Annotated in this window: 14 protein-coding genes; 9 read left to right on the forward strand and 5 right to left on the reverse strand. The window is 39.9% G+C overall.

The features are described from left to right. Positions 1 to 308: 308 nt before the first annotated feature. From CNR22_01045 to CNR22_01060, 4 genes are all read left to right on the forward strand, one after another. Entirely contained in the window at positions 309 to 515 is a 207-nt protein-coding gene (locus CNR22_01045; GenBank protein PBQ30406.1) for a hypothetical protein, read from the forward strand. A gap of 47 nt (positions 516 to 562) precedes the next feature. Then, entirely contained in the window at positions 563 to 3,055 is a 2,493-nt protein-coding gene (locus CNR22_01050) for an LmbE family protein (GenBank protein PBQ30407.1), read from the forward strand. 124 nt (positions 3,056 to 3,179) lie between these two features. After that, positions 3,180 to 4,907: a sodium:solute symporter gene (locus tag CNR22_01055; GenBank protein ID PBQ30408.1), complete on the forward strand. Its 1,728-nt coding sequence runs from the start codon at positions 3,180 to 3,182 to the stop codon at positions 4,905 to 4,907. A gap of 196 nt (positions 4,908 to 5,103) precedes the next feature. After that, entirely contained in the window at positions 5,104 to 10,140 is a 5,037-nt protein-coding gene (locus CNR22_01060) for a hypothetical protein (GenBank protein PBQ30409.1), read from the forward strand. Between the two features lie 277 nt (positions 10,141 to 10,417). Here CNR22_01060 and CNR22_01065 read toward each other — a convergent pair whose 3' ends face one another. Beyond that, entirely contained in the window at positions 10,418 to 10,624 is a 207-nt protein-coding gene (locus CNR22_01065; GenBank protein PBQ30410.1) for a hypothetical protein, read from the reverse strand. A 234-nt stretch (positions 10,625 to 10,858) separates the two neighbouring features. Between CNR22_01065 and CNR22_01070 the strand changes: the two genes are divergently transcribed. Both CNR22_01070 and CNR22_01075 read left to right on the forward strand, forming a co-directional pair. After that, a complete protein-coding gene (locus CNR22_01070) occupies positions 10,859 to 11,818 on the forward strand; it encodes a putative sulfate exporter family transporter (protein ID PBQ30411.1) in 960 nt (319 codons plus the stop codon). A gap of 131 nt (positions 11,819 to 11,949) precedes the next feature. After that, complete coding sequence (locus CNR22_01075; GenBank protein PBQ30412.1) at positions 11,950 to 12,330, forward strand: response regulator; 381 nt, start codon at positions 11,950 to 11,952, stop codon at positions 12,328 to 12,330. Between the two features lie 162 nt (positions 12,331 to 12,492). Here CNR22_01075 and CNR22_01080 read toward each other — a convergent pair whose 3' ends face one another. Beyond that, positions 12,493 to 17,124: a hypothetical protein gene (locus tag CNR22_01080; GenBank protein ID PBQ30413.1), complete on the reverse strand. Its 4,632-nt coding sequence runs from the start codon at positions 17,122 to 17,124 to the stop codon at positions 12,493 to 12,495. A 310-nt stretch (positions 17,125 to 17,434) separates the two neighbouring features. On the opposite strand from CNR22_01080, the gene CNR22_01085 reads away from it, so the two are divergent. From CNR22_01085 to CNR22_01095, 3 genes are read left to right on the forward strand one after another with little or no spacing between them, the layout of a single operon-like run. After that, positions 17,435 to 18,283, forward strand: a complete 849-nt coding sequence (locus CNR22_01085; protein PBQ30414.1) for a cysteine methyltransferase — start codon at positions 17,435 to 17,437, stop codon at positions 18,281 to 18,283. Next, complete coding sequence (locus CNR22_01090; GenBank protein PBQ30415.1) at positions 18,283 to 18,534, forward strand: metal-binding protein; 252 nt, start codon at positions 18,283 to 18,285, stop codon at positions 18,532 to 18,534. Before CNR22_01085 ends, CNR22_01090 begins: the two co-directional genes overlap by 1 nt. Beyond that, positions 18,521 to 19,135 carry an alpha-ketoglutarate-dependent dioxygenase AlkB gene (locus CNR22_01095; GenBank protein ID PBQ30416.1) on the forward strand — a complete coding sequence of 205 codons (615 nt, stop codon included), beginning with the start codon at positions 18,521 to 18,523 and terminating at the stop codon, positions 19,133 to 19,135. Before CNR22_01090 ends, CNR22_01095 begins: the two co-directional genes overlap by 14 nt. Here the strand turns inward: CNR22_01095 and CNR22_01100 are convergent. Genes CNR22_01100 through CNR22_01110 form a run of 3 tightly spaced genes read right to left on the reverse strand, consistent with a single transcriptional unit; the run spans position 19,125 to position 20,970 of the window. After that, complete coding sequence (locus tag CNR22_01100) at positions 19,125 to 19,433, reverse strand: hypothetical protein (protein ID PBQ30417.1); 309 nt, start codon at positions 19,431 to 19,433, stop codon at positions 19,125 to 19,127. The genes CNR22_01095 and CNR22_01100 overlap by 11 nt on opposite strands. Before the next feature lie 34 nt (positions 19,434 to 19,467). After that, on the reverse strand, positions 19,468 to 19,863 hold the full coding sequence (locus tag CNR22_01105) for a hypothetical protein (GenBank protein PBQ30418.1): 396 nt from the start codon (positions 19,861 to 19,863) through the stop codon (positions 19,468 to 19,470). Positions 19,864 to 19,893: 30 nt separating this feature from the next. Beyond that, the gene (locus CNR22_01110) at positions 19,894 to 20,970 is read right to left on the reverse strand and encodes a hypothetical protein (protein ID PBQ30419.1); all 1,077 of its coding nucleotides are present in this window, start codon (positions 20,968 to 20,970) and stop codon (positions 19,894 to 19,896) included. Positions 20,971 to 21,004: the final 34 nt, after the last annotated feature.

A 21,004-nucleotide genomic window follows, 5' to 3' on the forward strand; every position in this document is an offset into this window, starting at 1 on the left:
TGCTAAAAAAAACCGAACCCAGGGCAATTAAACCACATAGAAGCATAGAACGCATAGAAAAACGCCTAGAACGCAGAAAGTCATGCATAGGAAATATTTCGCTTTGCGAAATATTTATAAACTGCAGCTCAGAGAAATTCGGCGCTTACTAGAACCATGGATTTTCTAACGTTTCCATAAGCTCTAAAAAAACCGAAACCCACTACAGGAAATTGAAACACATAGACATAGAGAGATAGAAAGAGACTAACACAGTAAGTTACACACATAACATATTTCGCAAAGCGAAATATTTTGTTGGGTTGCCAATGTTTCGCAAAGCGAAACATTCCTATGTGCGCCTGAACTATGCGCTTAGAAGATCCTCTATCCCTCTCTATGTTTCTATGTGGTTATGTGCTAAAAACAGCCCAACTGATTTTTTTTTGGCGGTTAAAAAGCATAACTCAAAACTTCCAAACCCTGACAAATATCTGTTTTTAACCAATTTTGCATTTCATACAATTCATAAATAGGTATCTTCAAAACCGGTTAAAAAATCCTTCTTCTTTAAATTTTTGATATGAAAAAACATTTTAGACTTTTCATCATAGCGCTGTTTTATGTCCTCGTTGGTCACGCACAGACAACACAAACCATGAATTCTGCGGAAATTCTTCAGGGTTTAAAAAAATTAAATACTGTAGGCGCAGTGCTTTATGTAGCGGCGCACCCGGATGATGAGAACACCCGTCTTCTGGCTTATCTTGCTAATGAAAGAAAAGTGCGCACGGGTTATCTTTCACTTACGCGGGGAGACGGCGGCCAAAATCTAATTGGTAAAGAGCAAGGTGAGTTGTTAGGTTTAATTCGCACCCAGGAATTGCTTGCTGCCAGAAGAACGGATGGCGCAGAACAATTTTTTACACGCGCTAATGATTTCGGGTATTCTAAAAATCCGGAAGAGACTTTTAGCATCTGGAACAAGGATAGCATTTTATCGGATGTTGTTTTGACTATCCGCCGGTTTAAACCGGATGTGATCATTTGCCGTTTTCCTACAACGGGAGAAGGTGGGCATGGTCACCATACGGCATCTGCTATACTTGCGTTGGAAGCTTTTGACGCAGCGGCTGATCCCACGAAATTTCCTGAACAATTAAAGTATACACAAGTTTGGAAGGCAAAACGTATCTTTTTCAACTCTTTTAATTTCGGATCTACAAACACTACTTCACCCGATCAATTAAAAATAGACGTAGGCGTGTTTAATCCTTTATTGGGAAAAAGTTATGGAGAGATTGCTTCTGAAAGCCGCTCTATGCATAAGAGTCAGGGTTTTGGTTCTGCGAAACAACGGGGTTCTGCTACTGAGTTTTTTAAATTCTTGAAGGGCGACAGTACAAAAGCTGATATTCTGGCCGGTGTAAATACCAAATGGGACCGTATGCGCGGAACAGAAAAATTACAGAATACTATCGAAGAATGCATTAAATATTTCGATGCCCAGGCTCCCGAAAAAAGTGTGACTGCTTTGGTTTCTATTTACAAACAATTGCAGGCTTTGGATTCTAAAAACGAGCAATTGAATTACTGGAAACAACAAAAACTAAAAGAGACGGAAAATTTACTTTTTGCCTGTTCAGGATTATGGTTAGAAAGTTTTGCCGGAGACTACATTGGTATTCCTGAAAAAGACGCTCAGATAACTGTAAATGTTGTAACCAGAAATAAATCGGACATAAAATTAAACCGCATTTCTTATGTGGGGATGAGTGACACGAGCATGTCTTTAATTCTAAAACAAAACGAATTATACACTTTTAAACGTAAACAAAAATTAGCTGCGGATCTGCCCTACTCCACACCCTATTGGTTAAGTGAGAAACATGAGCCCGGTTTGTACATGGTTAGAAATAAATCTTTGATTGGAAAACCAGAAAATGAATCCGCTTTGAAAGTTGAATTTAACCTCAGCATCCAGGATCTTGCGTTAAAAGTGGAACGTTCGCTGGTTTATAAATATACCGATCCGGTTAAAGGAGAAATTTACAGACCATTTGAAGTGCTTCCTCCTGTAACGATTACTATTCCGGAAAAAGTTTTTGTGTTTACGGATGCAAATCCAAGAACACTTCTTATAACGGTTAAAGCAAATGCTGCAAACATAACAGGCAATTTACAAATCAAAGCCAGTGAAGGCTGGAATATCACTATTAAAGACCCTGCACTTAAATTAAGCAATAAAGGAGACGAACAAATTTTTGAAGTCAGCATAGTAGCCGGAAAGGGTGCTAAGGACGGCAAGTTTGAAGCTTCTGTAATTTCAGATTCGAAAATCTACAACAAAAGCATTAAACGTATTGAGTACGATCATATTCCTTACCAATTTACTTTAAGCGATGCTGAAGCAGGACTGGTAAACGTAGATTTAAAAAAATCGGGAACTAACATCGGGTATATTCCAGGTGCGGGTGATGATGTGGCGGCCTGTTTAAAACAAGTTGGTTATAATGTTACAATTCTCAGCGACGAACTATTGACTAACAGTGATCTTTCCAAATACTCCAGTATAGTTACGGGAGTGCGTGCTTATAACACAAGCGATCGTTTACAAGTGCACTACACAAAACTAATGGATTACGTAAAAAATGGTGGTAACTTAGTTGTGCAATACAACACCAATAGCCGCGTTGGCCCGTTGCAGGCAAAGATGGGACCTTTTCCTTTTTCTATTTCGCGTGATCGCGTAACGAATGAAAAAGCAGAAATTCGTTTTGTAAATGAAAAACATGCCGCTTTAAATTTTCCTAACAAGATTGAACAAAAAGATTTCGATGGATGGATCCAGGAGCGTGGAATTTATTTCGCAGAAGACATTGACAAAAATTACGAAACTATTTTTAGTATAAATGATCCGAAAGAAAAAGCAAGTGAGGGCAGTTTGATCATTGCAAAATATGGGACAGGTAATTTTGTTTACACGGGACTGGTTTTCTTTAGGGAGTTACCTGCCGGAGTGCCGGGAGCGTACCGCTTATTTGTGAATCTATTAAGTTTACCACAGAATAAATAAATATGCAGGAACCAGAAAACGAAAATTCACCCATTTTAGGAACCTGGCGCAATGTTTACATTCTTGTGATTGTTGTGGAAGTAATCGTTGTAGGTTTTCTTTATTTTTTTACACAGTATTTTAAATGAGTCAGATTGATTGGATAGTTCTTGCTCTCACGTTAGTGTCCATCGTTTTGTATGGTGTTTGGAAAAGTCGCGGTACCAATAACCTGGATGGATACCTTCTTGCCGATAAAAAAATGCCCTGGTACCAGGTAGGATTCTCGGTAATGGCAACGCAGGCAAGCGCCATTACTTTTCTTTCGGCACCCGGACAAAGTTATAATGACGGCTTACGCTTTATACAATTTTATTTTGGTTTGCCATTGGCAATGATCGTTTTGTGTATCACGTTTATTCCCATCTTTAGAAAATTAAATGTTTTTACGGCTTACGAATACTTAGAAAAACGCTTCGACAATAAAACGCGCTCACTAACCGCTTTTTTATTTTTATTACAACGTGGGCTTTCTACCGGAATCACCATGTATGCTCCTGCCATCATTCTCTCTACTATTTTACATACAGACATTAATTACATGATTGTGTTTACCGGATTCGTTGTAATTGGCTACACCGTTTATGGTGGCGCTAAAGCTGTTTCGCACACACAATTGCTTCAAATGAGCGTTATTTTTGCGGGACTATTTTTGTCAGCTTACCTGGTTTTAAAAATGCTTCCAGGCGATATAGGATTTATAGAGGCATTGGACATTGCCGGTAAAATGAATAAGCTTAATGCCATAGATACCCATTTTGACCTTAATAACCGTTACACCATTTGGTCAGGAATTATTGGCGGATTTTTTTTACAGCTCTCTTATTTTGGAACAGACCAATCGCAGGTGGGAAGATATTTAACCGGCAAATCAACCTCTGAAAGTCGCATGGGCCTTGTTATGAACGGCCTTTTAAAAATACCGATGCAGTTTATGATTTTAATGATCGGCGTTTTGGTTTTTGTTTTTTACCAGTTTCATCAGGCCCCTATTTTTTTTAATAAAGTAGAAGTAGACCGTATTGAAAACAGTGCCTATAAAGAAGAGTTCAAAAAACTCAACGATGATTATGAAGTTGTGGGAATTGAAAAACAGTATCAACTTAATAAACTTGTTGCGGCTTTAAAAGAAAAAAACGAAGCGGAAATAAGCAGCACAAGAACGCGGTTACAGGAAGCTGATCAACGCTCGATCGAAATTCGCAAAAAAGTTCCGGCGCTCATTGAAAAAAACAATAAGAAGGCTGACAGCAATGATGGCAATTATATTTTTTTACGTTTTGTTACTGAGCAATTTCCAGTAGGAGTAATTGGCCTGCTTATTGCCATTATATTTCTTGCAGCTATGGGTTCTATGGCTAGCGGATTAAACTCACTGGCTTCCACAACGGTTGTAGATTTTTATAAACGTATTATTAAGAAAGATCAAAGTGAGACCCACTATCTTTCGGCATCGCGCTGGGCAACTGTTGCCTGGGGAGTGTTTTGTATCGTTGTGGGCATCTATGCCAGCAAGTTGGGAAATCTCATTGAAGCCGTAAATATTCTCGGATCCTTATTTTATGGCACCATCCTTGGGATTTTTTTAGTGGCCTTTTATATGAAGAAGATAAATGGCAATTCCGTTTTCCTTGCAGCAATTATAGTAGAAATTTTTATCATCTTCGCCTGGCTGACTGAGCTTACGGCTTTTTTATGGCTAAATGTTATTGGCTGTTTGCTGGTTATGGTTCTCGCTTATATTATTCAATTTTTCGGCACCACTAAAAAAGATGCATCCGGTGTTAGTGTGAGCGCTCCCTCACAAGACTAAATTACTTACTTCTTTTTTATCTTTTATTTTCTTTAAAGTACACAAGCCTTAAAAAACGAAATCATTTTTTCGCTGCGTGAAACTTTATTATCGGTGAGTGAATAAAAATTCACTTAGTGAGATTTAGAATTGAATGAGTGAGAGTGCTTGCTAATTGAGGCTTTCGCACGGTACCTTTATCGAAACTAAACGTGCTATGAAAAATCTACTCATCACCCTGTTGCTCCTTCTGAGTATTTTAGAAACAAACTTATATTCACAAACAGATAGAAATTCTGCGATCCAGAATACTTCTGTGGACGCGAAGGCAAGCTATATTTCAAATCAGAGCTATTTATCTGCAAGCACTGTAAAAGATTACAAAAACTTTTATGGAGATTCCTTAAAAGGATTTAATGAAGCCGCGGTTAAAACCGAACTCCTGGCGCGCTTATATGTTGGTGAGGAGTTTATAAATGTGATGGCAATACGCAAAAGAGAATATATTAATCAGAAATATAAGCTGGGACGATTTGCTCCTAATCAACAAACCACACAAACGCAAACTACACCTAAAGGCAAAACATCAGGAGCCGGAGCAAGCATCAATGGAGCTCCTTGTACTAACGAAGACTTTGAAAGTACTACTCCCGGAACTTATAACACTTCCAATGCTGTATCTGGCTGGGTGGTTGAAAGCACCAGTTCTTCTACCTGCCAGGTTACCTGTAATAACCCGGCCCCTATCTGGGTAGGAGGAAGTCCGGAGTTTTCAATTGTAAGCACACCTATATTAGGACATCCCTATATTGGAAATATTGGCGCATCACCTCTGGGAGGCACCAATGTTGCAGTATTAAACGATGTTGTTCCAGGTTTCACAGTAACAAGAATCAGTACTACTTTTCCCGTTACAACTCAAAACTCTCTTTTTCAATTTGCTTATGCTGGCTCCTGGGATGGTTCGGGGCATCTCTGTTGCGACCAACCATTTTTCACAATCAATATGTTTGACTGTAACGGCGCGGCTTTGGGTTGTTCGTCAGTAAGCTTAACCCCGTCCGGACCAAGTTGTAATAGCGGTAATAACGGCTATACTGTTACCAATAATGTTTCATGGACTAACTGGCAGATACAGTATATTGATTTAACACCCTATATAGGAAGTTGCGTTACGATGCAGATAGTTAACGGCGACTGCACTGGCGGGGCTCACCACGGATCATTGTATTTCGATGCCAAGTGCGGAGGTTCTATACTTTGCGGTAATTGCTCACCTCCGACCACCAACACAATTTCTATCGCCGGTCCTGTAAGTTTTTGTTCCGGCAGCGGAGTGGCGCAGATTGCGGCACCCTTAGGCTATGCCACTTATTCCTGGGTAGCTCCTGCTTCCGGTCCAACGCTTTCGCCCGCCATGTCAACGATGCAAGTCATTTCAATCTCTAATCCGGTAGCTAATTCGGTTTACACTTTATATCTAACTTCTTTTTCAGGATGTCAATTTGTATCCACCAACACAATTGCTCCCAGCTCCGTTAACATTGCAGGACTTGCCTCAGCACCGTCCTGTGCTGGCGGTGCCAGCGGTACAGCCACTGTAGTTGGAAACGGCAGTGGAAGTGGTTATAACTACACCTGGCTGAATAGTGCCAACCTTGTAGTGGGAACAGCCTCTATAGTTACAGGTTTACCCGCGGGAATTTATTCAATTGTTCTCACTGGCTTAGGTGCGGCAGGCTGTGGATCGGCAGTAGCTACCACAACCATTGGAACAGCCGCTCCTGCTGTACAAAGCATTCTTAAACCTTTTTGTGGAAACGTAGCTCCAATACTTACGAATGGCGGAAGTAATTTTCAGTGGTACAGTGGTACCAGCGCTATCACAGCAAGTCTGGGAGGTAACTCTCCAACTATTGCGATACAAAATCCTGTCAACGGGCAAACTATTTCTGTAACGTATATAAGCAATCAGGGTTGTCAGGATTCTGTGCAGTATATTCTAGCATCTACAACACCCGGATTTCTTATGGCAACGGGTATTACCTCTGTATGTTTAAATGGAACCAATGGCACGGGCCAAATAAACCTGGCAACCGCGCAAGGAGCGCCTTCAGGATTTAATTACATCAATGTCGCCTCAAGCGGCAGCAATACCCCAGCGTACAACACAAGTACTTCTGCAGGAACTGCGACCAATCTTACTTTAAGCGGGCTTGCAGCAGGCACTTACAGTGTGAACGCATTTGATGGTGCCTGTTATTATACCAGCACTTTTGTAGTGAACACACATGTTTTTAATTATACGTTAACACCATCCTCACCCACTCTTTGTCCTGGTAACAGCCTGGCAGCTTCGGTCAACTTCGGTTATGCGCCCGGCGGCATGTATACTTATCAATGGTCTCCTTCTACCTGGCTTATCGGTACAACATCTGCCAATTCTATCGTTAGTCCCACTGTAGTGCCAGGAACTCAGGCTACAATAGTTTATACTGTAGTTGTTACCCCAACTCTGATTAATTGTCCTCTTGTAAAACACATGACCATTACTGCTGTTAATCCCGGAACTCCTACTTTTAGTGTTATTCCAGCCTTGTGTAATAATTCTTCTGCTTATCAAATTCTTACTAATCTTCCTGGTGGTAGTTTTTCAACGAGCTTTTCTGGTACTGCGAGTCCGGTAAGTGCAGGTGGACTTATTACTCCTTCTCATACAAACATTGTATTTGGAGTGAATACATTTACTTATTCAACATCCGTTTATACCTGCGCGGCAAGCAATACCGGTACTTATGAAGTTTCTGAATTCCGGACTGCCGCTTTAAGTGCTGGGGTTCCGGCCCTTTGTGTTACCAGCCCTGCATTTAACCTGATGACTATCGTTCAGGGTACCGCTGGCGGCAGTTGGAATGGAACAAATGTAAATGCAAACCAATTCAGTCCTGCTAACCTTCTTAGTGGTAATTATACTCTAACTTATTCCAGAACGTCTTCTCCGAATACACTCGCCTGTCCTTCAAACACAAGTATTAATGTTGCTGTAACAAACACGCTTATACCAACTATTACTCAAGTATCTGAATTCTGCACGAACGCTGCCCCTTTTTCTTTAACTGCTAATCCAGCAGGTGGCGGATGGTCGGCGGCTATGGGCGTTACGAATAGCGGACTGGTTATGCCGGCCAACATCACAAGTCCTAATCTTACGGTGACCTATACTTTGGTTGACGGACCTTGTTTAGACATGTCCAGCACTGTGCTACAAATTTCGAAATTTATTCCTGCCACCTTAACCGGACCTGCTCCTGATTTTTGTTATTCGACTCCCGCATTCAATCTCATGAGCTTAGTATTAAATACAAGCGGAACATGGACTGCAGCGAGCGGTGTTGCCACCAATTCTTTTTTTCCAAATGGTTTGGCTACTAACACCTACGCCTTAACTTACAACACCACTTCAGTACCGAATGCACTTTTGTGTCCGGATAGCCAAACACTTTTTGTATCTGTATTAAATCCAGCACAACCCACCATTACTCCGGTTTCGACTTTGTGTAATAATGTAAATCCATTTCAATTAAGCGTCAGCCCGAATACAGGCCAATGGAGCACAACTGCTTATTTGTCGGACAATGGGTTGTTTTCGCCGGCCCTCAGCTCTATTGGAAATAACTTAATTCAGTACAGTATTGGAACTCCTACTTGTAACCGACACCAGGCCATGAACATTAACGTAGAAGCATTTGTTCCAGCTACGATTACAGGAAATATTCCTGATCTGTGCAACAACAGTCCGGTTATTAACTTATCTCCATTTACTTCAAATAACCTGGGACACTGGACGGGAACAGGGATCAGTGGCACTGATTTTAATCCTGCCGTTGCCGGTGCAGGAAGTGTTACTCTACAGTATAACACAGCTTCTTCACCATCAGGCCTTTGTCCTGACGTAGCCTCTATTGCTGTAAATGTGTTTTCGCTTGCAGTACCTGTGGTTTCACAAGCCGGGCCTTTCTGTAATTCAAGCTTACCTGTGCAATTAAACGTAAGTCCCATCGGAGGGTTATTCGGTGGCCCGATTACAGGCGTTGTTTCGTCAGGAGGCCTGTTTAATCCCGCATTCGGTGTTATTGGAAATAATCTAATTACTTATAGTGTTACTTCTGGTCCTTGCAAAGCTTATGCGCAAACAATTGTTAAAGTTGAGAAGTTTGTTTCAGCAGCATTTGAAAAACCAGTGGGACCATTTTGTAACACCGACCTTGCTGTAAATCTTAATAGTTATGTGCAAAATCAAGGTGGTACATGGTCTACCAAAAATGGCGCTCCAGGTTTACTTGGAACACTGTTTAATCCTTCCATTGCGAACCCCGACAATGCAATTGTTCTGGTATACACAACACATTCTGAACCTGGCGAAGCTAACTGTCCTGATGTTGCCGAAATGCGCGTTGAAGTTCGCAAAGCCCCTCAGGTAGAAATAACAAGAAGTTTACAGGAAGGATGCGCTCCTTTAAAAATAGAATTTAATGCACCGGGGATAAATGCGGGGAAAGGCCTATGGAATATTAGTGATGGATCTGATCCAGAGAATGGATATAACATCGAACACGTCTTTTCTACTCCAGGAAATTATAAAATTCAGTTTGACTATGCTGACAACCTGGGTTGCAAAGCAGATACGAAAACAACAGAAATAGCAGTATATGCTTCACCGAAAGCTGATTTTAGTTTCCCCGAAGAAATTTACATCAGCGAACCAAAAGTTCAACTTATCAACCTTAGTTCTGATCTTGACAATAACTTGTATCAATGGAAAGCCGGCAATGTTTATCAAAGTTCTGAGCTTTCACCGGTTATAAATTTCACTGCTATTGGAAAATATCAGATAACGCTTACTGCTACATCTTTAAAAAACTGTTCGAGTGAGGTGAGTAAAGTGATCGAAGTAAAAAACAACTACAATATTTTTATACCAAATTCATTTACACCAAACTTTGATGGCATAAACGATTATTTTATCCCGGTATTCACTAAAGAGGGTGTTGATCCAAAAGGATTTGAAATGAAGATTTATGATCGCTGGGGTCACCTCGTTTACCAAAGCAATGAAATGAGTAAAGGATGGGATGGATCTTTCCAAAACAAGGGAGAGACTTTAAAAGAAGACTCGTACGTTTTCAAGATAAAATACAAAGATTCAGAGGGAAGCACTTTTGAGAAGATGGGAAATGTTTCTTTGCTTAAATAAAAACACCCAAAATAAACATAAAAAGAGGCTGCTACATTCGGGCAGTCTCTTTTGCTTTTTAGATCCTTAGCCCGTTATAGACAGGAAAAACTTTACCTAAACAGGATAAAAACCAATTGGAACGCCTAAAAATAAAAACGGAGTGAAGAATTCTTTAGTGAATACTATGAGGGCTAAAAAGAAGAAGGGAACGTGGAACGGCAAAAAAAAATCTAAACTAACAAAGAAGACTTATAAGGATAAGGAAAAGGAAAACAATTGGGGTAAAGAAAAGTAATTACTCGATGCGACAGTTTTTAAAGTCTGCTAAAAGACTTTCGTTTTTCTCACAATCTTTTTCAAAACCACTGACACCAATTTTCGTGGTGTGCACCGTTGTTATAAGCGTATCTCTTTTTTTGGAGACCGATTCACAAACACAATCGTATCTCTTCTGACAAGAAAAAGAGATCAGGATGATAAAAAGTAGAATTATTTTCTTCATAAATGATTTATTTTAGGGTTAGTAATAAATCTGCACAAAACTAAGGAAACCTATATTGTTTCACAAGTTTCCATTATTATTCCGTTAATTATCAATAAATTAGGATATTAACAAGCGAGAAGGTTTTGCATAATTAACGAACCAATAAACTGAATATTGCTTAGTTGACGCCTATCAACTTTTTGTAAATTAAAAAAGAGTAAATTTAATTCCACACAACGCTTTTATTTCCTTATGCCGGATTCACATCCAGAAAATCACCTTTTACAAAATCCTCTTATAAAAAAAATCATTTTTGTAATCTGCTCTCTTCTTTGTGTGAGTACTTTTATTGCTCCTCCTTTTGCTTTGTTACTAGGACTTGTGGTTGTTAATATTTTCGGGAATCCTTTTCCTGAACAAAGTCAAAAGCTCTCGAGAATTTTATTGCAAGTTTCGGTTATAGGACTTGGCTTCGGAATGAACATTCATTCAGCGATCGCAACCAGCAGAGAAGGATTTTCTTTTACCGTAGTTTCGCTCATCTGCACATTAATCTTTGGTGGGCTTCTGGGTTACTTTCTAAAAATCGATAAAAAAACCTCCCATCTCATTTCGAGTGGTACTGCCATCTGCGGAGCCAGTGCTATTGCAGCCATTTCACCCGTTATCTCAGCCGAGGGAAAACAAATAACGGTGGCACTGGCCACTATTTTTATTTTAAACTCGGTAGCCTTATTTTTATTTCCTTTCATCGGACATCTTCTTAATTTATCGCAGTACCAATTTGGAATCTGGAGTGGGATTGCTATTCACGATACCAGTTCTGTTGTTGGCGCGGCGGGACGCTATGGGAGCGAAGCTTTGCAGATTGCTACAACGGTAAAACTGGCCCGAAGTCTCTGGATAATTCCTCTCACATTTATGAGTGCGTTTCTTTTTAAAACGAGTGCCAAAAAAGTAAAGATTCCTTATTTCATTCTCTTTTTTGTTCTGGCTATGATCTTAAATAGTTATGTCCCTCAATTAGCTATTGTCACTCCCTCACTATTAACGCTTTCAAAACTTGGCATCACACTTACACTGTTTTTAATAGGCGCCGGCCTTGATAAAAACGGACTAAAATCAGTAGGGCCAAAACCCCTTTTGCAAGGGGTTTTACTTTGGATCTTCATTTCTTTACTTTCGCTTTACGCTGTGCTGCATATGTTTTAGAAGAATTATACATTAAAACTACCGTAAACAGGCGGTTTTATGTTCAATACCTTCCATAAGTACTGACATGAGGCCTTTTTGTAATAGTTGTATTACATTTTACTATCTTTGCCGGACATAAAAAACGCTACATGGTTAAGGTTATTCTTTTGATTGATGATGATAGTGACGATCTGGAAATGTTTTCAGAAGCACTAAGCGAAGTTGATCCTACTATTAAATGTCTGAAGGCGATAGATTGTTTTATTGCTCTTGATCTTCTTGAGAAAAAAGCAGAACCTGACCTTATTTTTCTGGACATTAATATGCCGCGTATGAACGGGTGGGAATGTCTGTCGAAACTTAAGAATACTGAGGAATACAAAGATATTCCTGTAATTATGTATTCTACATCGTCGCATCAAAAAGAAAAAGAAACCGCCTCGCAACTGGGAGCTTCTGATTTTATAAGTAAACCTCACAATTACATGGATCTGAAAAATATGATCCGGAATGTGATTGCCACTTCCTGATTTTCGCCACAGATTGCGCTGATCACACAGATTAACCTTCAGACGCTAGCATGAAAATGAAGGTTTAAGATCAGTTAAATAATCGCTGAAGTATTGAATAACAATCCAGGTTCAGACGAAACAGATTAAATTTTTCCTTTCAGTCGTCAATAAACCTTACCCCTACTGAACCGGTAATTTCACTACCTTCTTAGAATTTTGAGAAAGAATATTTAAGAAATAAACACCTTTTGCCAGGCCTTTAAGATCCACTTCCAAATTCAAATTTTTGGTATTGAGAGATCCATAATTTGCAATTTCTTTTCCGCTCACATCTGTCACACTTGACTGTAAGACAAGCTCTTCATCAAATCTGGCTTCTATTACAAACAAATTATTTCCAAGTGTCTTCACTTTAAACTCTTTCGCATTTAATTCAAAAGCTTGCAGTCCTACCATTCCATCGAGAACTGTAACCACTTTATAAGCTGTATCCTGGCAACCTGTACTGCTGGTCACCAAAAGATTTACGGTATAAACGCCACTGGTATTATATGAAAACGACGGAGAATTAGTTGTAGAATAATCCAGTCCTGTTCCAAAATCCCACGCATAAGCGTTTGCATTTAAAGAAGTATTAGTGAATTGAATAGAAGAACTCTGATCGAGGTAAATGGTATCGACACTTGTAAACTGAGCCTGTGCAGAAATTTGCTGATTGATAAGGTAATTACTTTCTTTAAAGTCGCACATGCCTACTGTATTAACAGAGAGTTCAAAATTTCCGTTCGCTAAATTCGTTAAGGTATCTGCTCCTGCTTTATTTAAACTTGTTTTAACCGGACTTCCATTGCTTGTCCAGTAATAATTCCATGGACCAGCGGAATTACCAATAGCCGTGATAGAGCCTTTAACAGGAAATTCGCAGGTAGGTTGATGGAGGGTTTCGGTAAGACTTAAAGTGTTGTAGGTTATGGTAAAAACAAAACGTGAAACCGTTGTTGTGTCGCTTAAATTAAACACATAATCAGAAGATTTAAGATCGGTTGTAGTGCCGGTAAACTTATCATACAAAGTAATACAGGCACCATTTGGAAAAGTATGAATATCTCTTGCGGTAATGGTATAGGTTCCTGAAACACCTGTTAATGTTTTTAAAGGGCAGGTAAAGGTTCCTATAACCGGTGCAATGCCGTTAATTTGAAAAACATCGGAATCATTTTCAAGTGCTATACTTGCAGCAGTAAGGTCTTGACCGCGCATTTTATAAGAGTCGTAAAGTAAATCAAATGCAGTGTTGGCACCTGCCTGGTAATACAGAACCGTTTCATCTTCGTAATTATTGGCGCCTAATAGGGTAAGACGCGTTGCAGCAGGATTGGCCGGTTTTAAAAACGTAGGATTACCCGCAACTTTATTTGCTTCTGTTGCGTTTATGCCTGTAGCTCCCGTTGAGTGCACATAAAATCCTTGTCCCATGGCAATTACATCGCCTACACCACCCGAGGCAATCGCAGGACTGCTGATTCCGTTTACATAGGAAGCGAAACCACCTGATCCTGAATTAAGATCAGCATTGTAAACATAAATAGCATTATCAAGATTAGTGGTAGTTCCTCTTAAAGAGGCCCAGCTAACCGGTGATGGATAGGGATTCGAAATAAGGTTCCAGCCATCATTGGTAGTTGAACCAAAATTGGTATAGTTTAGAGGAATTGTGTAATTAAACTTTCTTGGCGTACCAGTAAGGTCCAATGTAATATCAGAAGTTGTATTTAAACCTGTACCAAGATATACCCAATACCCTTTACCAGGAGTTATAGCATCAGAAACACCTGTTAAAGGAATGTATGAGGCACCGTCATCGTAAATACCACTTGCTGTTTCATCGTAATTGTAAATAGATAAAAACCCTGCTGAACTCCCGTCCGGACAACTGTTGCAGGAGATATAAATATTATCATCCCAATCTGCTAAAGTTAGGGCTGAAGAAATAGGAGAACCTAAAAAAGCCCAACCCGTAGTTCCACCCGGAGCAAATCGCTGCGCCGTTACATTGCCGGTATAATCTCCGGTACCTGTAATTTGTGCAATGCGCGCGGTACCAGTAGCATCCGAGATCATTGTAAACACCTGTCCGGTAGCATTAAAAATTCCATTACTAAGCGTTAATGTTCCTTTTAAATTTTCAGCATGAGCTAAAGAAGCACCCGTTGTATTATTTAAAGTAAGATTATAAAAATCTGTTGCAGATGAACCTCCGATGCTTTGAGCACTCGTACCATTGAGTAACACAAGGCCGTTTCTTGCGTTAAACGTCCCACTATTTATAAAATTACCTTTTACCGTAGTTGTAAAATTAGAAGCAGTCACATCGACACTTGCACCAGAAGAAATTGAAAAATTAGCATTAGCAGTAAGATTCGATCCAAATGTTTTCACTCCGGCGTTGCTAAACATCACCGTATTAAAAGTTTCTCCGCCTGTTTTTGAAATGGCCTGAGCGCTTGTTCCATTAAAATTCACCAAAGCTGTTCCGGGCGTGAAAGTACCGCTATTAGACCAATTGCCGCCCACAGCCATATTTAAATTATTAGCATTAAGTGTGCCTGCGGCAATGGTTACTTTATCTGCTACGGTTAAACTGTTGGTAATTAAAAAACCGGTAGCATTTGCGCTATTAAGTAGGAGATTCTGAATTTGTGTATCCGTATTAATATTCATAATCTGTGCTGCAGATGTTGAAGCATTTCCAATCTGCAATGTTCCGCCGGTTACAATGGGTGCATTTGTATTTACGTTTACAAAGCCAAGATTCTGTGCGCCTGTGCCGCCTTCGTTTCGTATTATTATAGTTCCTCCGGTCATGTTACAGGTAGAACCTGCACTGGCAATGTGAAAAGGTGCTATGGAAGTATTTGTGCTACCGAATGTAGGCACTACTAAGGTTCCTCCACTTATATTAAAATCGCAGATGTTATTTACGTTTGTAACTCCTGAACCATCGAGTTTACCTGCAACATTTAAAGTTCCACCGGATATTGTAATGGCCCCGCCATTTGAAACAAGATCTTCATCTGCTGCATTTCCCACATTTAAGATCCCGTTACTTAAAACAATGTTTCCATACAGGGTAATTCCTGCACCCGTATTAACTGTAAGATTTGCAGAGTTGAGCCACATTGCGGTATTGGCAGCCATTGTAGTAGCTGCAGTAAAAGGAGTAATATTCACCGCGTTTACCGTAGAAAGTTTTAAAGTTCCTGAAATCAGGTCCAAAAAATTGGAAGCTGCTGAGAAATTAGAGGAACTAATCTCCAGGGTATTTTCTACTACAGAGCCAAGGCTCATATTTATCCGGTTAAATGCCGTAGTTGCCCCTGTTCCGCTCACTGTTTGGTTTCCGTCTTTATCAAAAATAACATCTACTAAACTGTTCGCATCTTGTATTAAATTTAAAACCCCATTGTTTACGATATTTCCTTCCAAAGTAATGGTATGTGTAACATTTGACGTAGAGAAGGTAGTAAGCACTGCAGAAGAATTTATAGTAACATTATTATTCACAAGTAAAGTTCTCGCTGTTGCGCCTGAAAAATTAAGGGTGCAAGCTGATCCAGCTCCCACTGTTAAGTTATTGCACACTGCATTGGCAATTATATTTACAGAATGGCCATTAGCAATGGTTACATTATCTGCAGCAGTGGGCACACCTGTAGGACTCCAGGTTCCAGCTGTGCCCCAGTTACCGGAAGACACAGAAACCTTATTTCCTGCAGCGGTTGTTGCCTGCGTACCTGTTAAAGCGGCGCTCAATGCCCCTTCAGTTACAGCATAAATTCTCCAGTAATAAGTTGTAGAAGGTAATAAACCCGTGGCCGCGTAGCTGGTAGCATTTACAGCAGTTTGAGCCAGAAAATCAAAATCACTATTATTTGTTGAATAATACACTACATAACCCCGTTCATTGTTTGCCAGATCTGTCCAGTTAAGGGTTGTGCCCGTTTGTGAAACTCCCGAAAACGTAAGACTACCTGGTGCTGATGAAGGAGCAACAGGGGTAAAAATATAGTTGGATGCTGAAGTCGGCATCGCAGAAAGGTTATTTTGAACTGTATTATTCAAAGTAGTGCTGTTTGCAGTTTGTAACATCTTAAGTTGGGCTGCAGTAGGCGTGTTAGATACTGTTGGGCCATTAAGTCCCATACAATAAGAGAAAGTATTACTTCCCGCAGACATAGTGCCATAGTGAACGATAATTTGTCCGGTTGTTTCGATCAATTTTACCTGGAAATTTAAACTAGGCGTTGTATTATTGTATACCGCCATATTGATCCACTCTACTGTGAGTGTTCTGTTGGGAGCAGATCCTGTTACCAAATATTTAATGCTGTTTCCTAATGCGGCGGTTCCCCCTTGTGCTGTTAAATCGTCGTAAAAGGGAGCTACAGCAGGGCGCGTAGCATTTGCAGCGTTAGCCGCAGTAAAGGCAGTGTTATCATATCCAAAATCGTCGTTTTGCGGACCGCCATCGTCTGTGGAAGTTGAAAAATCAAGAAAACCATTCGTAGAAACAGAAAATTGCGTATACCGGATACCATTGTACCAAAAGTCAAATCCAATATTGGTAAAATCCGACCGGTTGTCATCCTGCGTGTTACTGGTTTGATTTCTCCAACTGGCGAAGGAAGAACCCGCCACATTTATAGAGGTATAAGTGACAGAAGTGTTTCTTGCAGAGCTATAATTTGCAAGCGACTGTGAGTGAATTTGTGAAAAGGTAGAGAAAAGAGCGAAAAAAAAGAAAACTTTCATGCGTGTGTGCCGGTTTTACCCGATTAAATTATTTAAAAATGGAACCAACCCTTGTCTATTACATTTGATTCAAAAAGCTTGCAAATGTAAGATTTATACGCGGTTTGTAGTTTGGGGGTTTCGGAAGAAAGGCTAAAATGCGGTGATTGTTATTAATTGGAGGTGAACAAATAGTTAAGCTGACTAAAGTTTAGACCTTAAAATTGACTATTATCAGGTTTTTGAAAAACCAAAAGGATAAAGACCAGATGCATTATAGCAAGATTCGGGTAGTACAAAAGGGGGATGGTGCTTATTTTTGTGTCGTAATATGAACCAGAAAAACTATAATTATGAGCGCATTGCCCAAGCAATAGATTTTATACGCTCAAATTTTAAATCACAACCTTCTTTAGAACTCATTGCTGAAAAAGTAAACATGAGTCCTTTTCATTTCCAAAGGCTTTTTACAGAATGGGCGGGAGTGAGTCCTAAAAAATTTTTACAGTATATTAGTCTTCAGCATGCAAAAAGCCTCCTTCAGGAAAAAGAAATGAGTCTTTTTGATACTGCTCACGATACCGGACTTTCAGGTTCGGGAAGATTACATGATCTTTTTCTTACGATTGAAGGAATGAGTCCCGGCGAATATAAAAACGGGGGCGAGAATTTAAATATCAATTACAGTTTTGCAGAAAGTCATTTCGGAAAAATAATTGTAGGGTCTACAGCCAAAGGCATTTGTCACATTGCATTTACCGAATCGAAAGAGGAAGGATTATCCGTTTTAAAACAACGTTTTCCAAATGCTTTTTATTCAGAAACTGTCGATCGCAACCAACAAAATGCTTTATTGCTTTTTACAGAAGATTGGAACAAACCCTCAAAAGTAAAACTTCATTTAAAGGGAACAGATTTTCAATTAAAAGTATGGGAATTATTATTAAAAATTCCCACCGGTAAACTATCAACTTACGGTGCCATTGCCAAACAACTCGACAAGCCTCTGGCATCACGCGCGGTTGGAACAGCTATCGGCGATAATCCGGTTGCTTTTTTAATTCCTTGTCACCGCGTAATACAAACAAGTGGTGGCCTTGGTGGCTATATGTGGGGCGAAACCCGTAAAACCGCTATGATTGGCTGGGAAGCCGCTTTTGTTGAAACAGATAAAGGCTAATGTGGTATCATTCCGATATTAAAAACAAGGAACTTCACCAAAAAATCAGGAACAAACAAATTGTTTTTGGAGGAAATATAAACTTAAAAATCTTCGGCACTTTAAGTTGTAAATCAGGACAACGTATGCAGAAAAAAAACAGAATCTTTTTTTCGACGGCAAACGAAGCAGAACAACAACACTACAGGCCTTGTGGACATTGCATGAGGGAAGATTATAAAAAATGGAAAGAAAAAAATGGACTTATTTAATACCGAAGAAATACATAACATTTTACCCTACGATGGCGACGCGGTTTATTATGGAAAGATCATGACTATAAAAGAGGCTAGCCGGTATAATGATCTGCTGCTAAACACCATTGAGTGGAAGAACGACGAAGCCGTAATTTTCGGAAAACACATTATTACCGCAAGAAAAGTTGCCTGGTATGCCGGCGATACTTTTTCTTATACCTATTCAGGAACCACCAAACAAGCACTTTTATGGACTAAAGAACTTCTTGAATTAAAAAAAATTGTAGAAGAGTTAACGGGAACTGCATTTAATTCCTGTCTTCTTAATTTATACAACACGGGTTCAGAAGGCATGGCCTATCATAGCGATGATGAAAAATCACTTGGAAAAAACGCCAGCATTGCGTCATTAAGTTTAGGCGCGGAAAGGAAATTTTTATTCAAACATAAAACCAGCAAACAAACCATTCCCATTGTTTTGGAGAACGGCAGTCTGCTGGTTATGAAAGGCACAACTCAAACCCACTGGTTGCACCGCTTGCCAACAACCACGAAGGTAAGTAAGCCCCGCATTAATCTAACTTTCAGAACTATGATTGACCAGGCTAATCTTTAGGAGCACCCCGGTTCAACCAACACTTTATTTTTTCTCTTTCGGCCAAAGATAAACTTCCATTAGCCGGCATATCCTTTGTATAAAGCACGCGTTTTGAAAAGGTACCATTGTTTATGCGGATAATCAGCCCTTCGTAAGTTGTGTAGTTACCGTTGGACGAGCCCGCTCCGTGGCAATCAGAGCCTGCACAGTGCAGAGCGATCAGAGGCTGAATAGTCTGCCTGTAAGAGGAGTTTAAAGACGAACAATCTAAATCCTTGTATTCATCTTTTTGCTTACATGCAATAGTTCCTAACATAAGGAGCCCTAAAACGATTGATGAGTATATTTTTCTATTCTCCAACCTGCACCGTAACATCTTTACTTCTTTTTCGTTCGCTCCATTTAATCTTTGTTGCAACGCCACCCTTTACATTAGTTTTAGCGAGGCTGTCATAAGCAACAGCATACAAATAATAATTGCCGGGACGGAGATCTTCTACATGCACATGGTTGTCGTCTTCATCTCCTGTTAATTTTAAATCGTAATTACTTGTTGGATCTGTGGGTTGATTTGTGGCATCGAACTTTACATACAAGGTAGTGGTTCCAATAACGGGTGTTTCATGGTGGTAGATAAGTGCGTGAATTTCGGCGTTCCCGCCCGTCTCATTTTTTTTACAGAACGTTAGTGTCCATGTTATTGTGCATAAAAGAGAAACAAGGGTTATTTTTTTAGAGTTATTCATAAATATTATTTTATTTTTTAATTATTAAATTTAAAAGGTGAGTGACCACGAAAGAAACAACGCATGTGTAGTTATCATTTGTACACCCTTCATCTTTTGATAAAAAGGAAGGCCGTATTCAGCACCGAAGCGATTTTTCTTCAGAAAGCCTTGCTTAAACTGCAATGAAGACCCGAGATAAACAAAAGCGCGTGTGCCTCCATAATTTGCAGGATTTGCTGACAAATCCTCGTACATGTTAAGTGAACTGTCGCTGCCTTTTATTTTACCCGCTTTCGTTGCTTCCAGTCTCAACGAAGTGGCCGCAAAGGGAAGCCATTGCCAGGCTCCCCAGGCATTGATACTAAACTCATTTCCAAGTTTATAATGCAAATCGTTATAGGCTGTTCGAATAACTCCCGAAGCCTGTGCGCTGTAACTTATTTTATTTTTCACAGCAAGATAAGTCATGCCAGGTAAAAGATCTATGGTGCCTGAACCTAACTGCATGTTATACGGAAGCCGCCTACCAGGAAACATGGCACTTCCAGCCTCCCCTTTCGCATGGAGGCTGCCGCTTGGCAAATTTAAACCCGCAGAGAGGTTCAGTTGTGAAGATGTTTTTTTGACCAGAGCATACAAGGCATAAAGCCTGGTATCCCCTATCCCACTGCTACTCATAGCATGGTGATGCATATTTTTTGCTACCGGCATTGTCATTTCCATGTAGTTACTGTTATACTGAAACATCACCATGGTGGTAAGTTTATTGGAGATACCATACATGGCCATTAGCATGTGCATATTCATTTGCATCCTGTCTGGAAAAGCCTGGTAAGTTTCAAGCACTTCGCCCTTGTTCACTTCCTGATTTCCTTTGTGAATTCCTGCCATTCCCATTGCCATATAACGGTAAGAAATCATCCATTCTTTTTTGTTGTGAACATGACTGATCATCACGCCGGCAGGGGTAAGATCGTTGGAACAGCAACATTCTTCTGCTGTGCACTCGCTGTGGGATCCGGAAATCTGAGCGCTTACAATTCCTGCTAATAAAACAAGAACCATTAAACTACATGTCTTTAAAAATTTTAAGTCCATAGTGTAAGTATTTAATAAATAAGGCATGCCAGCGACTCTTGCAGAGCCAGGCACAGACAAT

Source organism: Sphingobacteriaceae bacterium, assembly GCA_002319075.1.
Lineage (GTDB): Bacteria > Bacteroidota > Bacteroidia > B-17B0 > Aurantibacillaceae > Aurantibacillus.